Here is a 13,384-nt window from a genome sequence, read left to right on the forward strand (position 1 = left end):
TGTATTTTATAAACATTTAGCCTTGATATTATTGAGAGGCTTCGGAATCTCGCCCCATTTCGAGGTCTCGAAACCCCAAGGGGGCAGGCGGTAAGCATCGGGAGTGCCGTGGAATACAGGGAGGGTCTTTTGGATTTAGCTCCACTCAATTGGAAGACATTGTCACAAGCATGGACGGCGCCGGGGAATCATGTTACTCTACAAATAGAGAGGGGATTGATGCAGTAGGTGAGGATAGTCATGGAGAAACGGACAAAAAAGGGTGTGATCTGTTGCCTTGTCGTTCTCCTTGCCACGGCATTTTCATTGGTGGCTAACGCAGAACAGAGTATCTTGTTTGAGGTCTATAAATATCACGGCTCAGAAAAGGTTCCTCTTCCTAATTATCCGATAAGGTTGTTCAAGCTGGTCATTGAGGGAGAGGAAGGGAATGATCACATTGCTTATCGTCTCATCCGTGCCGGTAGAACAGACGAAAACGGGGTGGTTCGGCTCGGGGGTTTCACAGACGACGGGTGGTATAGGCTTGAGCATCGGTTGTTGGGAAGAGACCCCCCTTTTGAGGCGATATCTTCTTTGTATATCTGGGCCGGGGGCGGGTCCGGCGTTGGAGGCTATATCGACGCTTTGAGTGGGGTGGGTGGCCCGATCCAAGTTCGTATTCCTTGACTGGCCGATTCCCAAAAAATCGCTTCGATCATCTTCGAAGTTTTTTGTTAACAGCTGGGTGCAGCTTTGCCGGTTCATCGAGAATATCCAGCAGACGACGGGCGCAATAGATCCGATTGCGTTTTGCATCGTTTGTCTGCTTCAGGATCCCTCCCTTCTCCAACTTATCGATGGCACGCTGGGCCGTTGGAAAGGCAATCAGGTGTTTTCTGGCAATACCGCCGACCGTCATGAAGGGATTAGTCATGCTGTCATCGATCAAGATCAGGCAATTCTTGTCGGACTTGGCCGTGAAGCCCTGTCTCCATCGGGCAGCCGTTTCCTGCATTCGCTTGATCCTCCCCACGGCATCTTCCGCCTGACGCGCGATGCCGTTGAGAAAGTATTCAATCCAGCCCTCCCAATCCCCGGTTTCTGTTATGGCATGAAGACGGGCGTAATACTCGTCTCTCGTTGCCTCAAAAAAGGCGCTGAGATAGAGAATCGGTGAAGGGAGGATGCCTCGCTCCACAAGATACAAGATAATCAGCAAACGGCCCACGCGACCGTTCCCGTCCAGAAACGGATGAATCGCCTCAAATTGCGGATGAATCAGACCGATTGTCACCAGAGGTGGTAATCTGGATTCATGAAAAAACTTTTCCAGCGCGCTCAGGCAATCCATCAACATCGACGGAGGTGGAGGAACGTAGGTTGCGTTTTGCAACGTGCACCCGGCAACACCGATCCAGTTCTGGGATCTTCTGAATTCACCCGGAGTCGCTCTGTTACCGCGGACTCCTTTCGTCAGATGTTCATGGATCTCGCAAATCAGGCGCAATGAGATAGGCAAAGTCTTGAGACGTTTGATCCCATATTCCAGAGCTTTGACATAGCTTTCAACTTCTTTAAGATCGGAATGATCCTGACTTGTTTCCGCGCCTGCTTCATCCGCGAACAACTCCGCCAGTGAAGTTTGGGTGCCTTCAATACGACTCGACAACACCGCTTCGCGTCGGACAAAGGGACGAATCAACAGATGAGGATTGGGTAGACCGGCGCCAACCATCGCCAACTGACCGATGAGACGATCCGCATCAGACAAATGCCTTGCAAGCCGTTCCTGCCATTCTATGGGGGGAGGAAGTGGATCGGGGACGTACGCCTGATACCCTTCCGGGCAGCGGATCTTTTTCCCATGGACTTTCAGTTGGTTAGCCATGTTATTGATTCGATAATAAGAACATCGTTTATTAACGATTTTATATAATACCGTTAATAGTAAAGCAAGTGATTAAGTCCGACCCATTCCATTGTTCGACGATCAGTTGGTCTCGTTCATCGTATGAGAGATAGGGAGGAAGCAACCATTGAACAATCGATATCGATAAGTGGTTTAAATGTTGGCCACACGACCTTGCGATTCACGCTCTCGCTCCGTTCCGGCGAGTCACTTTTATTCCGGTCTCATAGGCCGCTCCTATCAGACCGAATTCGGCGCTTGGGAACAGTCGTTCTTTCAAAAAATTACCACCGGCTCAGAGATTGCCTCTACTTTAGGCACCTCGTTTGGGATGAACCTCGCTATGAGAGGCGTCTCACCGACCCTCATGAACGGCGTGGCCCGTTTGGGGGTCCGAGCCCCCCTGCCCGCGATGCTCGTCTCAACGACCGCCCTCTCGATGCTCACCTCGGCCGGCATGACACTCTTCTCACGACTGACTCAAGGGGTTCCTGAGGATCAGGGCTTCTTTCAACAATGGAGGGTCTCACTTTTCTACTCCCTCCCTGCGATGATGATGAGCCGAGGGGCGATGCAAAAATGGGGATGGGGTATGACGCTTCTCCAGGATACCGCCATGGAACCGGTCCAGGCAGTTACATCCGTTGCCTTAAGCTGTGGCATGAGTGGTGTCGGCTGGTTGCCCGAGACAAACATGAGATTGGGACAGCTCTTTAAGAGGGAGCTCACCGAAGGTTTATTCTACATGGGTGCCGGCCGTGGAACGGGGAAGGTGATCGACTCGGCTTGCTTAAGTCCCCCGACCACCACACCGTCCGAACACTTCCGTATGACAGATAAAAGAGGCTGTCATACGGGGTATTTTGAATATCAATTGGACGACCAAGGACGCATTTGGACACGCTATGCCCCGATCTTGGCGACCAGACCATTTGAGATTCCAGTGACTGAGTTCCCATCGGCTACCGAACTAAAGGCGCGCTTCCAAAAGGTCGCCGGCCCCTATATATACGTCTACGATGAGGCACGGCGCGTGATCACCGTAACCCCGAAACCGGAAGCCGCGAAAATGGGCTTTCTGCTGCGCGGCGGTCGTTTGGTCGAGGTCGACCGGGAGATTGCAACGCAATGGCATTTGCACGACGGCTCCGGTGGGCCCAAACTACCAAGGGGTGTCAAGATTGAAGGGATCCAGGTGAGTGGCGAGATCATCGCGGCACGCGGTTCGGACGGCATTTTGTATCTTTACAAGCCGACCGTGCCGGATGCGGAACTGCCGGTGAAGTGGTCCTCGAACAACGGCACACCGTTTGGCGGCAAACTCCACTTTCCAAAGGCGCGCGATTGGGCGTTCGGTTTGAGCATTGGTGTGAAGCCCTCGGAGCGGCCGACGCTGGAGATCATGAACCCCCACACCGATATCGATAACTATTATGAGGGGGCCGATGGTGGAAAGGCGTTCTACGGCTTCACTGCGACGGTCGGCATCCTCACCGAGAACGGCCGCGAGATTCGCTATTGGGACACCGGTTTGCCAGCCGACTTTCAACGTGGTTTTCTCACCCCGTACCGCGGGCGCGTGGTCGGGGAGAAACTAGCTCAGGCAGGGTCCACTTGGCTGCTCTTTGGCCGGGACAACGGAGTGCCAGGCCTGTGGGTGAAGGGCTACGATCATGAAATGCTCGGCTCAACACCGGGTCTGCGCTTCGTATTCGACCCGCCAAAGATCCGAAAGGACAGAATTTACGACTTGGCCGAAGCGGAGCGTTACGTACCGCTCCCGCCCTGGCAGCGCATCGTCCTGCCAACGCTGGAGGGCGAAGCGATCGTTACCGATCGCATCGGCATTCACTCGACGGGGCAAGGCAACCAGGCACGCGAGATTACGATCGAAGGGAAAGACACGAGTGGAGCCTCAGGCTACTACAAAAAGTCCCTTGACGACAACGACTGGACCTTTATTCCAACCGGCGAGGCGTTGGGTGGAAAACGGATTACGCCAACGGATACCGTAACACCGACCAGGCCGCTGACTCACGACTATCCATTCGGCAAGTGGGACGGCCTTCCCGGCGCTCCGATTGTACGGATGGAGCTCAACGATTTCCATCCATTCTCTACCCTCGACGAGGCGAGCACGTTGCGTATCACCCTCAGATCAGGAAAGGAAATCGACGTGCTGCTGCGCACCACCGATGGCTACTCGCCGCTGAAACACGATGCGCGAGACGATGCCGCCATCAACAAGGGCATTGGCGAGGAGAAAGTCCTTACGGGTACCCTCGAAGTGCCACCGAACGTTGAAAACGGCCCCGATCCCGAGGTCCGCCTGTTTGTCAGGAAGTATTTGAGTCCCTACCACCATATTCCAAACCTGTTCGTGGTCGATGCCGACCTCGACCATGTCGACATCTACACGGAGGGTCGCTACCGAAGGAGCGACAAAGGCTTCGACTACGGTCACGTTCCCAAGCTTTCCATCTCGGTAAAGCGGGATGCGCGCGGCGAGAGCGAGTACGAACTGTCGGCCAATAACCCGGCGCTTAAGCCCGGAGCGAACATGCCGGCTCAAAGACTCGAGGAGATCATCGCCAACAACAAGGCCCTGAAAAGGGTGTTGCGCAGTGACGTCTGGTCGCGGCGCTGGCGCCACATGAGCATCTCAAGCCGGACTTTTGCTGTCCACACCGTGTCGAAGGCGGCGTTCTTCTTTATGGACCTGTTTGGTATGACCCGGAGAAAGCACATGGGGCCGATTTCGGACATTGTGCCACGTTTCATGAAGGGGCATCTGCGCGCACACGATTTTTATACCCCCGAGGCTTACGATCGCGCTGTTCGGATCATCGAAGAAAACATTCGCCAGGCACGCACATGGAGAGATTCATAGGGGATGAAAAAAGGCATGGTGGAAAGACAGTTCCTTATTGAGTTCCCAACTGTCTGTCGTGACAGGAGCTGAGTACTTCGACTCGTAATTACTATGACGTATGTACAAAGCCAAAAAAATCAACAAAATTACTCGCTCAGCACTAGTCCTGAGTAAATAGATTCGTCACCGAATTTATGAATCGAAGGACTAAGCAACCACTGGGCAAGAATCGCCCCGATCATCGCCAAGAACATGTCACTCTGCGTATCCCACACATACCCTTGAGTCCCCAAAAATGCCTCCGCCCCCTCCGCTGTGGCAACTGCTACCCACCACTCCACCATTTCATAAACGGCACTGATCGCAAGACAGATCGAGACAACAATCGTAAAAAGCCATTTTCCGGCTTTAAGCGGAGAGGTTCGAATGAGGATTTCTCGGGTAACGATTGCCGGAATAAACCCTTGAGCCAGATGTCCCACTTTATCGTAGTGATTGCGGCCGAGTTCAAATGTATCGCGAATCCAATTAAAGAGCGGCACCTCGGCATATGTGTACTTCCCCCCTATACACAGGATAATCGCGTGGAGGCAGATCAGAAGATAGGTGAGACGGGTCAATGGAAACCGTCGGTAGGTTACCACCAGGAGAATCAACCCGGTCATCGCGGGAGCGACCTCTAAAAACCAGGTAAAATAATCATGTGGCCTCCAGGCAGACCAGAGAAAGATGATTAAAAAACAGGAAAAAAGCGTTGAGAGGTATGTTTTCATCCGTTTGGGGAAACGAGTTGATTGAACTTACCGTATTTTTTCCTTTCTATCAAACTGAATCATGCTAAAATCCGGCCTAAACTTAAATAAGGGGGAAAACATCATGACAGAAACATCAGCTCCCAAAAATATCATCGGTTTCCTGGAATATTATCTCGTCACCAAGGCACCGTTTCAATTGCCGGATAGGTGGCGAGAGACGTTTGTCAAATGGGCCCCCTGGATCAATCTCATCGCATTACTCCTCTTGATGCCGATTATTCTCTTTGCCTTAGGGGTTGGCACGCTAGCCCTCCCGTTTATGGGAACTCATGCACCAACGGGGGCGTTTGGACTCATCCTGCTTCTGGCACAAACGATTCTTATGGCAGCCGCAATCCCAGGACTTCTCAAGAGGAGCACCCTAGGATGGAAGCTGGCGTTCTATAGCCAGGTCTTGGCCCTTTTTTCAGACCTCATTCGTGGAAGAATTGTTTCAGGTCTCTTGATGGCGTTGATCGGCCTTTATATCCTGTTCCAGATTCGTAGCTATTATAAATAGAGGGGATCAGATCTCAGCAATGGCCACTTCGGGGATCGAATTTTTTAAAAAGATCTGAGCGACTTTTTTAAAGCCATTCGGTAAGTCGGTCACGTAAATTCTTGACTCCCCTTTTTGGACCATGGAACCCAGCATCCTTTTTTCTTTAAGGAGCCGAAGCGTCTCCTTCGCCGTCGCCTCGGCAGAGTCAATCAGGGTGACCGCAGACATCATTTTTCGGATCGCCGGTTTTAAGAGGGGATAGTGGGTGCATCCCAGGATCAGTGTATCGATCCGCTCTTTCCGGAAGGGGGATAAATACTCCTTGGCGATATCGTCGGTAATTCTTCCGGAAAGACGTCCCTCCTCCACCAAGGGCACAAAAAGGGGGCAAGCCCTGCTAACGATATAGGCGTTCGGGAGCATTTTTTTGATCTCTTGGGTGTAGGCCTCACTATGCACTGTCCCCGCAGTCCCGATTACCCCAATTCTCTCTCTTTTTGTTTTTTGGATAGCTGCCTTGACGCCTGGCTTGATCACCCCCACGATCGGGATTGAAAATTCCGCTTGCAAGGCATTCAATGCGAAGGCGGAGGCGGTGTTACAGGCGACCACGACCATCTTGACATCATGCTGAATCAGCCATTCGACATTTTGGCGGGCATAGCGTTGGACCGTTGCCTCTGATTTGGTGCCGTACGGAACTCGTGCCGTATCGCCAAGGTAGATCAGATCCTCCAAGGGAAGGATCTTTCGGATGGCCCGGTAAACCGTGAGGCCACCGATTCCGGAATCAAAAATGCCTATTGGGTTTTGAGGATTCAAGGGACGATTTAACGCCTTTTTCTGGCCGCCTTGCGAACCGGATGACCGGAACTCTTCTTTTTTAAACCGCTCCTCATGAGTTGCCGGCCGAGGGTATCGATTTGGTGCTCGAGGGTCCGAACACGTTTTTCATAAGCCGTCATCTGTTCATGCGATGGAACGCTCATGAGCTTGAGGAGATCCTGAACATTCCGTCGGACCGTTTTGACAACCTCCTCTTTCGTCTCGACAATCTTCGTGACGGCCCGAGCAAATCGCTCACTCGAAAGCAGCTCATTGAGAACGGCCGAATTCAAAACCTGACCGACCACTTCCTTTTTCAACCTCTCCCCTTTTTTGAGGGCATCCTCGAGGACTTCCTTCAGCATAAAGACAACTCCTTGGTAGACGGCTACGGTTAGTATGGATCAAAAAAGACTGTCAATCGCAAAAAACAATCGTTGCGAGGGCCCAAGGAGGATTCTTGACGAGCTCGTTCTCTTGTCTTATGGGATGTCGATGATCATCGGCATCCCTCGTGAATGCAAACCTCAGGAGTACCGTGTTTCTGTTACACCGATTGGTGTACGCGATCTTGTTAAAGCGGGTCATACCGTTCTGGTGGAGACCCATGCAGGTGAGGGGTCTGGGTGGGACGACAAGATCTATCGTGAAAGTGGGGCGCGGATCACGAACGTTCAAGAGGTTTTTCGTAAGGCTGAGATGATCGTGAAGGTTAAGGAGCCACAACCATCCGAATTTCTGTTGCTTCGTCCGGGACAGATCCTTTTTACTTTCTTGCACCTGGCGGGCTATCCAGGATTGATCAAGGTGCTTTGTAAGCGACGGGTTGTAGGGATCGCCTATGAAACCGTTCAATTGGAGGATGGCAGTCTTCCCCTTTTAGCCCCGATGAGCGAGATTGCCGGGCGCCTGGCGGTTCTGATGGGGGCCAATTATTTGCGTAAGGATTTTTGTGGCAAGGGGAAACTCCTGTCCGGTGTTCGCGGAAAAGACCGGGGTATCGTAACCGTCATTGGGGCAGGACATGTCGGGACGCAGGCGGCCCTCTCCGCACACGGCTTGGGGGCTGATGTCGTTGTTTTAGATCTTCAGGAAGAGAAACTTAAAAAAATTCATGAATTGATTCCTGACCGTCTCACGACCCGTGTCTCCTCGAGAGAGGTCTTGAATGAAGTGATTGCAAAGAGCGATCTTTTAGTGGGTGCCGTTCTTGTCGCTGGTCGAAGGGCCCCGCGGATCGTTACCAAGGAGATGGTGGAGAGAATGGAAGAAGGTTCTGTGATTGTTGATGTGGCCATCGATCAGGGAGGATGTGTTGAGACGATCCGGACGACGACCGTTGAAAAACCGATTTATTCCAAGTTTGGTGTGATTCATTGCGGCGTTGCCAACCTCCCCTCTTTGGTCCCTCGAAGCGCCAGTGAAGCGCTCTCCAGGGCAACATTTGACTACGTGAAGAAATTGGCTGATCTCGGGTTTGAGAAGGCGGTGGCGGCTGATTTGGCCTTGAAAAAGGGTGTTAATGTCTTACGAGGTGAAGTGGTTTTTACTGATCTCTTGAATGAAGAGGTTAAAAAAAAATCCGTCGTCCACGCCTAGTACATCCGGTTCGCAAATCCTGACGGGTACATTTTGCAATTTCATATAACTAGCAGTACTCTATTTTGGAAGACACTTCGTTCGGTTCTCTTTTGCCTGGATGCCGAGGAGGCGCACCGTAGAGCTGTTCAGCTGCTCTCCGTATGGTCTCGGTTCTGTTCCGTTGAGCTGAAAAATGCTGACATCGCCCGTCACGACAAATTAAGAAGGAGCTTTTTGGGGCTGGAATTTCCAAACCCTTTAGGGCTGGCGGCCGGTTTTGACAAAGATGCCCAAGCGGTTCCTGCTTGGCAGGCGCTGGGGTTTGGGTTTGTCGAGGTCGGAACGGTCACCGCAAAACCGCAGATAGGAAACCCCAAACCTCGCCTGTTCCGTCTTCCCAAAGATGGGGCACTGCTCAATCGCTTGGGTTTTAATAATGAGGGGGCGCGTCGGGTTGCTGAGCGTGTTGCGGAGTGGCGTCGGTGCGGAAAAGTACGGGTACCCCTCGGCATCAATTTGGGGAAGTCGATGATGGTTCCCCTCGAAGGGGCGTCGGCTGATTATCTCGAATCTTTTACCCTAATGGCTGATGTAGCGGATTACATTGTCATCAATGTCTCAAGCCCTAACACGCCGGGCCTTCGGGATTTACAACAAGAGGAGCGACTGAAAGAGCTTCTGGATGTTCTTGTGAATGCCAACCAAAAAAGGCAGAACCCAAAACCACTCCTTCTCAAGCTTTCCCCTGATCTTCCTGACGAGGCGTTGCTCTTCTGTGGAAAAATCTCTTTGGAGAGAGGCTTGGCCGGCCTCATCGTGACGAATACAACGGTCTCTCACGAGGGCCTTCAAGCCCCTGTTCCTCTCGGCCCGGGTGGAATTTCAGGGAGGCCACTCTTTTCGAAAAGCACGGCCCAGCTCAAGCTGCTTCGTGGGCATTTTCGGGATAAGATGGTTTTAATCGGTGTAGGGGGAGTCATGGATCCTGTCTCAGCGCTCGAAAAAATGAGGGCGGGGGCTGACTTGATCCAGACCTATACCGGTTTTGTCTATGGAGGACCGGGCTTTCCAAGGCGGATTTTGAATCGGCTTTTAAGAAATTAGCATTTGATGTTTCGGGTATCTGTTGGTACGGACGGTGGGTTATTTTTTTTGAAATTGGGGCGGTAGTTCAGTTGGTTAGAACGCGTGCCTGTCACGCACGAGGTCGCGGGTTCGAGTCCCGTCCGCCCCGTACTTGATTTTCATCGACCCGAGGAGGGATCGCCGCCAGGACGGGGAGCGGTACAGTCCCCCACTTCCAACCATAAAATGTACCCTTAGAGGGTACATTTTGCCCCACAGATGTTGTTGACGGTGCCCTTAAACTATTTTTTGTGGGAATAATAATAGGCGTACTCCACCCTTTTTTGCGATATTAAAGGTATTCACTCGCCCACCCTATCTTCAAGAAACAGCTTCCACGCCCCCTCGAAGTTGGCTCTCCAGAGCGAAGGTCCCGAGACCAACCCCCAGAAGAACGGCAAGACCAAGGGACACACTCGTGATACTGCAACTCCATCTGACGAGTGAATCCGCCCTACGGTCAGGGCCTACAATCTTGCCAAGTCTAATTTTTGATCGTCCACTAAACATACGGCGTAGCCCTGCGACAAGATCACTCAACGCCTCACGGCTTGGACCATAGATCGTCCCCTTGTCAAACCATCGCGGCAAGGCTGTTTTAAGGATTCGATATGCCTTCCCTGGATCATCGGGTGATGTCAGATCGGTTGCTGTTAGCCAGACCTGGTCCGCGGGCCCCGTTACCAGAAAGGTTATCGGAAGAGTTCCGGCTGCTGTTGGTGCTTTTGACATAATTTGCCTCCTTTTATTTTTTGGTTACGAGTCTTAGTTGATGTCCTGATCGATGTACGTGTTTAAAAGGTGTTCAAATATGTTAAATGACGTCAGAAAATGTACTCTTGGGGCGTACACCGGTCGGTTTTTGATAATTGGTGGGCGCGACAGGGATCGCCCTTCGCTAAAAGCAGGTCAATCACGCTCAGGGCGTCAGCACCTCACTTCCGGCCGCCGGAGTTGGCGGCCTTTTCCTCGCTATTCGCTCGGCGTTCAGTGCCGTTCTCGCCCTGTCCCCAAATAAAAATACGGCACCCAAAAGGACGCCGTATTTTTATGGGCGCGACAGGGATCGAACCTGTGACCCCCTCGGTGTAAACGAGGTGCTCTACCGCTGAGCTACACGCCCCAAGGAACATCAGCAAAAGGTCCATCTGCGTTGTTGCCCTCAAAACCTCGATCCTCACGTACATCCAAGTACGCTCCGGTCTCGGTTTTTCGTGCGCCTAGCATCCGAACCTTTTGCTGATGTTCCTCAACGTTTACTAATGCGCTACCGGTGGAATTTCTCCCTTATTCACATCGGGATAAGGTGGTTTCTCTGGAGGAGGGGGAAGGAGGACATCCTCTCCCTTTGTCTTGAAAAGGGCCTCGGGATCTTTCAGAACAAGCGCATTTTTTAGAACCTGATCCATATGATCGGCCAGGATGAAATTCATATCGTTAAGGATCTTCTTGGGGATCTCTTCCAGGTCTTTCTCATTCTCTTTTGGGATAATGATCGTCTTGATCCCTCCGCGATGAGCTGCCAGACATTTCTCCTTCAGACCGCCGATTGGAAGAACGCGGCCACGAAGAGTCACCTCGCCAGTCATAGCGACATCTTTTCGGACCGGAATTCTGAGAAGAGCCGAGGTGATCGTTGTGGCCATCGTGATTCCAGCCGAAGGGCCATCTTTCGGAACAGCCCCTTCGGGAACATGGATATGGATATCGACCCTTTGATAGAAATTACGTGGGAGCCCCATTTTCTCGGCACGGGAACGAACGTAGCTCATGGCCGCTTGGGCCGATTCCTGCATCACATCGCCCAATTTACCGGTGACAGTCAGTTTCCCCTTGCCGGGCATGACAGTCACCTCTGTCGTGAGTAACTCTCCACCAAACTCCGTCCAGGCGAGACCGGTTGTAATCCCAACCTGATCGGCCTCCTCGATCATGCCATATCGGTATTTTTGAACTCCGAGATAGTGATGTAACCCATGCGGTGTGACCCTGATTTTTTTATCTTTCCCTTTTTCGGCGATTTCCCGCGCGGCTTTTCGACAAATGGTGGCGATTTCCCTCTCCAGATTACGGACACCCGCCTCTTTCGTGTAAAGCCGGGTGATTGCCTTCAAGGCGGCCTCGGTAATCTCCAGGTTTTCCGGGGTCAATCCATGGGCCTCCATCTCTTTTTTGATGAGATATTTTTTGGCGATATTGAGTTTCTCAATTTCGGTATAGCCAGCAATCCATATGATCTCCATTCGATCCTGCAGGGGAAGGGGAATGGCGGGAAGGGTGTTGGCCGTCGTGATAAACATGACATCGGAGAGATCGTAATCAAGGTCGAGATAATGATCCTGAAAGGCTGAATTCTGCTCCGGGTCAAGGACCTCGAGAAGTGCCGAGGAAGGATCTCCACGAAAATCCATGCTCATCTTGTCGATTTCATCCAGGAGAAAAACCGGATTGCCGGAACCGGCCTTCTTCAGACTCTGGATCACTTTTCCGGGGAGGGCTCCGATGTAGGTCCGACGATGCCCGCGGATCTCCGCCTCATCGCGAACACCTCCCAGAGAGCAGCGGACAAACTTCCGCCCCATGGACCTGGCGATAGAACGGGCCAGTGATGTCTTTCCAACGCCGGGAGGGCCGACAAAACAGAGAATGGGCCCCTTCATTTTTTCCACAAGGGTGCGAACTGCCAGGTATTCGAGGATCCTCTCCTTCACTTTTTGAAGGCCGTAATGGTCTTCTTCAAGGATTCTTTCCGCCTCTTTGATGTCGAGCTTGTCTTCCGTCACCTCATACCATGGGAGGGAGAGGATCCAATCGATGTAGTTCCGAACAACCGTTGCCTCGGCTGACATCGGACTCATCATCTTGAGCTTTTTAAGCTCCTTTTTGACCTTCTTGGTCCCCTCGGCGCTCATCTTCTTCGTTTTGATTTTTTCTTCCAGCTCCTGGATCTCACTCTTGAACTCATCCCGCTCGCCGAGCTCCCTCTGGATCGCCTGCATCTGCTCGTTCAAGTAATATTCCTTCTGGGTCTTCTCCATCTGCTTCTTGACACGCGTCCGGATCTTTCTCTCCACCTGAAGGATCTCGATCTCCGACTGGATCTGGCTGTAGAGCCTTTCCAATCGTTCCGACGGATTTTCAACCTCTAGAATTTTCTGTTTGTCCGGTAATTTCAGTGAGAGATGGGCAACGATAGTATCTGCGAGGCGTGATGGATCATCAATGGTGGCGACAGAGGCCAGCATCTCGGGAGGAATTCGCTTATTGAGTTTAACATAGGTCTCGAAGGCGGACTTGATCCCGCGCATCAATGCCTCGACCTCGACCGAAACCTCTCTGTTTTCAAGTATCTCATCTACCTCGACCAAAAAGAAGGAGGGATTCGGGATAAAACGGTTGATGCGTGCCCGCCTCTTTCCCTCGATGAGGACCTTCACCGTCCCATCCGGCAAGCGGAGGAGCTGGATGATCGTTCCCAGTGTCCCTATCTTGTAAATGTCTTCGTCCTTCGGATCATTAGTTTTTGCGTTTACTTGAGCGGCGAGGAGGATATCCTTCTCCTTGTTCATCGCCTCTTCAAGGGCGGCGATCGACTTTTCCCTCCCAACAAAGAGGGGGACCACCATGTGCGGAAACACAATAATGTCACGGAGTGGCAAAAGAGGAACAAGACAACTCGTCTTCTTGGGAGGCGTGACGGGAGGAGGAGCTGACTTGTCGTCTTTATCTTTTCCAAACATAGATAGGTTGTGCTAAGTTAACCGCTTCCCTCCTAAAACGCAAGAGTGACTAGT

At 52.0% G+C, this 13,384-nt stretch carries 12 protein-coding genes, 2 tRNA genes and 1 pseudogene; 6 read left to right on the plus strand and 9 right to left on the minus strand.

Features of this window, described 5'->3' with window-relative positions; genetic code table 11:
* Nucleotides 1-240: 240 nt before the first annotated feature.
* Nucleotides 241-669, plus strand: a complete 429-nt coding sequence (locus HYT77_02335; GenBank protein ID MBI2066839.1) for a hypothetical protein — start codon at nt 241-243, stop codon at nt 667-669.
* Between the two features lie 28 nt (nt 670-697).
* Here the strand turns inward: HYT77_02335 and HYT77_02340 are convergent, their stop codons facing one another.
* From HYT77_02340 to HYT77_02350, 3 genes are all read right to left on the minus strand, one after another.
* A complete protein-coding gene (locus tag HYT77_02340; GenBank protein ID MBI2066840.1) occupies nt 698-1,870 on the minus strand; it encodes a Fic family protein in 1,173 nt (390 codons plus the stop codon).
* Nucleotides 1,871-2,167: 297 nt separating this feature from the next.
* Nucleotides 2,168-2,350, minus strand: a complete 183-nt coding sequence (locus HYT77_02345; protein MBI2066841.1) for a hypothetical protein — start codon at nt 2,348-2,350, stop codon at nt 2,168-2,170.
* Between the two features lie 75 nt (nt 2,351-2,425).
* Entirely contained in the window at nt 2,426-2,620 is a 195-nt protein-coding gene (locus HYT77_02350; GenBank protein MBI2066842.1) for a hypothetical protein, read from the minus strand.
* Nucleotides 2,621-2,720: 100 nt separating this feature from the next.
* Between HYT77_02350 and HYT77_02355 the strand changes: the two genes are divergently transcribed.
* Nucleotides 2,721-4,781, plus strand: coding sequence for a hypothetical protein (locus tag HYT77_02355; protein ID MBI2066843.1), 2,061 nt, complete (start codon nt 2,721-2,723; stop codon nt 4,779-4,781).
* Between the two features lie 128 nt (nt 4,782-4,909).
* On the opposite strand, the gene HYT77_02360 is transcribed toward HYT77_02355, so the two are convergent.
* Nucleotides 4,910-5,536 carry a DUF2238 domain-containing protein gene (locus HYT77_02360; GenBank protein MBI2066844.1) on the minus strand — a complete coding sequence of 209 codons (627 nt, stop codon included), beginning with the start codon at nt 5,534-5,536 and terminating at the stop codon, nt 4,910-4,912.
* Between the two features lie 103 nt (nt 5,537-5,639).
* Here HYT77_02360 and HYT77_02365 point away from each other — a divergent pair, with 103 nt between their 5' ends.
* Nucleotides 5,640-6,077: a chromate transporter gene (locus tag HYT77_02365; GenBank protein MBI2066845.1), complete on the plus strand. Its 438-nt coding sequence runs from the start codon at nt 5,640-5,642 to the stop codon at nt 6,075-6,077.
* Here HYT77_02365 and HYT77_02370 read toward each other — a convergent pair.
* Both HYT77_02370 and HYT77_02375 read right to left on the minus strand, forming a co-directional pair.
* Nucleotides 6,012-6,863, minus strand: a pseudogene (locus tag HYT77_02370) (glutamate racemase). The gene HYT77_02365 and the pseudogene HYT77_02370 sit on opposite strands and share 66 nt — an antisense overlap.
* Before the next feature lie 26 nt (nt 6,864-6,889).
* Entirely contained in the window at nt 6,890-7,249 is a 360-nt protein-coding gene (locus HYT77_02375) for a hypothetical protein (GenBank protein MBI2066846.1), read from the minus strand.
* 130 nt (nt 7,250-7,379) lie between these two features.
* Here HYT77_02375 and ald point away from each other — a divergent pair, with 130 nt between their 5' ends.
* The 3 genes from ald to HYT77_02390 all read left to right on the plus strand — a co-directional run bounded on the left by ald (nt 7,380) and on the right by HYT77_02390 (nt 9,699).
* Nucleotides 7,380-8,483 (plus strand): alanine dehydrogenase, encoded by a 1,104-nt coding sequence (gene ald, locus HYT77_02380; GenBank protein ID MBI2066847.1) that lies wholly within the window; start codon nt 7,380-7,382, stop codon nt 8,481-8,483.
* Nucleotides 8,484-8,528: 45 nt separating this feature from the next.
* Nucleotides 8,529-9,569 carry a quinone-dependent dihydroorotate dehydrogenase gene (locus HYT77_02385; protein MBI2066848.1) on the plus strand — a complete coding sequence of 347 codons (1,041 nt, stop codon included), beginning with the start codon at nt 8,529-8,531 and terminating at the stop codon, nt 9,567-9,569.
* Nucleotides 9,570-9,625: 56 nt separating this feature from the next.
* Nucleotides 9,626-9,699: transfer RNA gene (locus HYT77_02390), tRNA-Asp, on the plus strand.
* Nucleotides 9,700-9,911: 212 nt separating this feature from the next.
* Here HYT77_02390 and HYT77_02395 read toward each other — a convergent pair.
* The 3 genes from HYT77_02395 to lon all read right to left on the minus strand — a co-directional run bounded on the left by HYT77_02395 (nt 9,912) and on the right by lon (nt 13,330).
* On the minus strand, nt 9,912-10,322 hold the full coding sequence (locus HYT77_02395; protein ID MBI2066849.1) for a hypothetical protein: 411 nt from the start codon (nt 10,320-10,322) through the stop codon (nt 9,912-9,914).
* 319 nt (nt 10,323-10,641) lie between these two features.
* Nucleotides 10,642-10,713: transfer RNA gene (locus tag HYT77_02400), tRNA-Val, on the minus strand.
* A gap of 136 nt (nt 10,714-10,849) precedes the next feature.
* Nucleotides 10,850-13,330 (minus strand): endopeptidase La, encoded by a 2,481-nt coding sequence (lon, locus tag HYT77_02405; protein MBI2066850.1) that lies wholly within the window; start codon nt 13,328-13,330, stop codon nt 10,850-10,852.
* Nucleotides 13,331-13,384: the final 54 nt, after the last annotated feature.

This window comes from Deltaproteobacteria bacterium, assembly GCA_016180855.1.
In the GTDB taxonomy this organism is placed as follows: Bacteria; UBA10199; UBA10199; order JACPAL01; family JACPAL01; genus JACPAL01.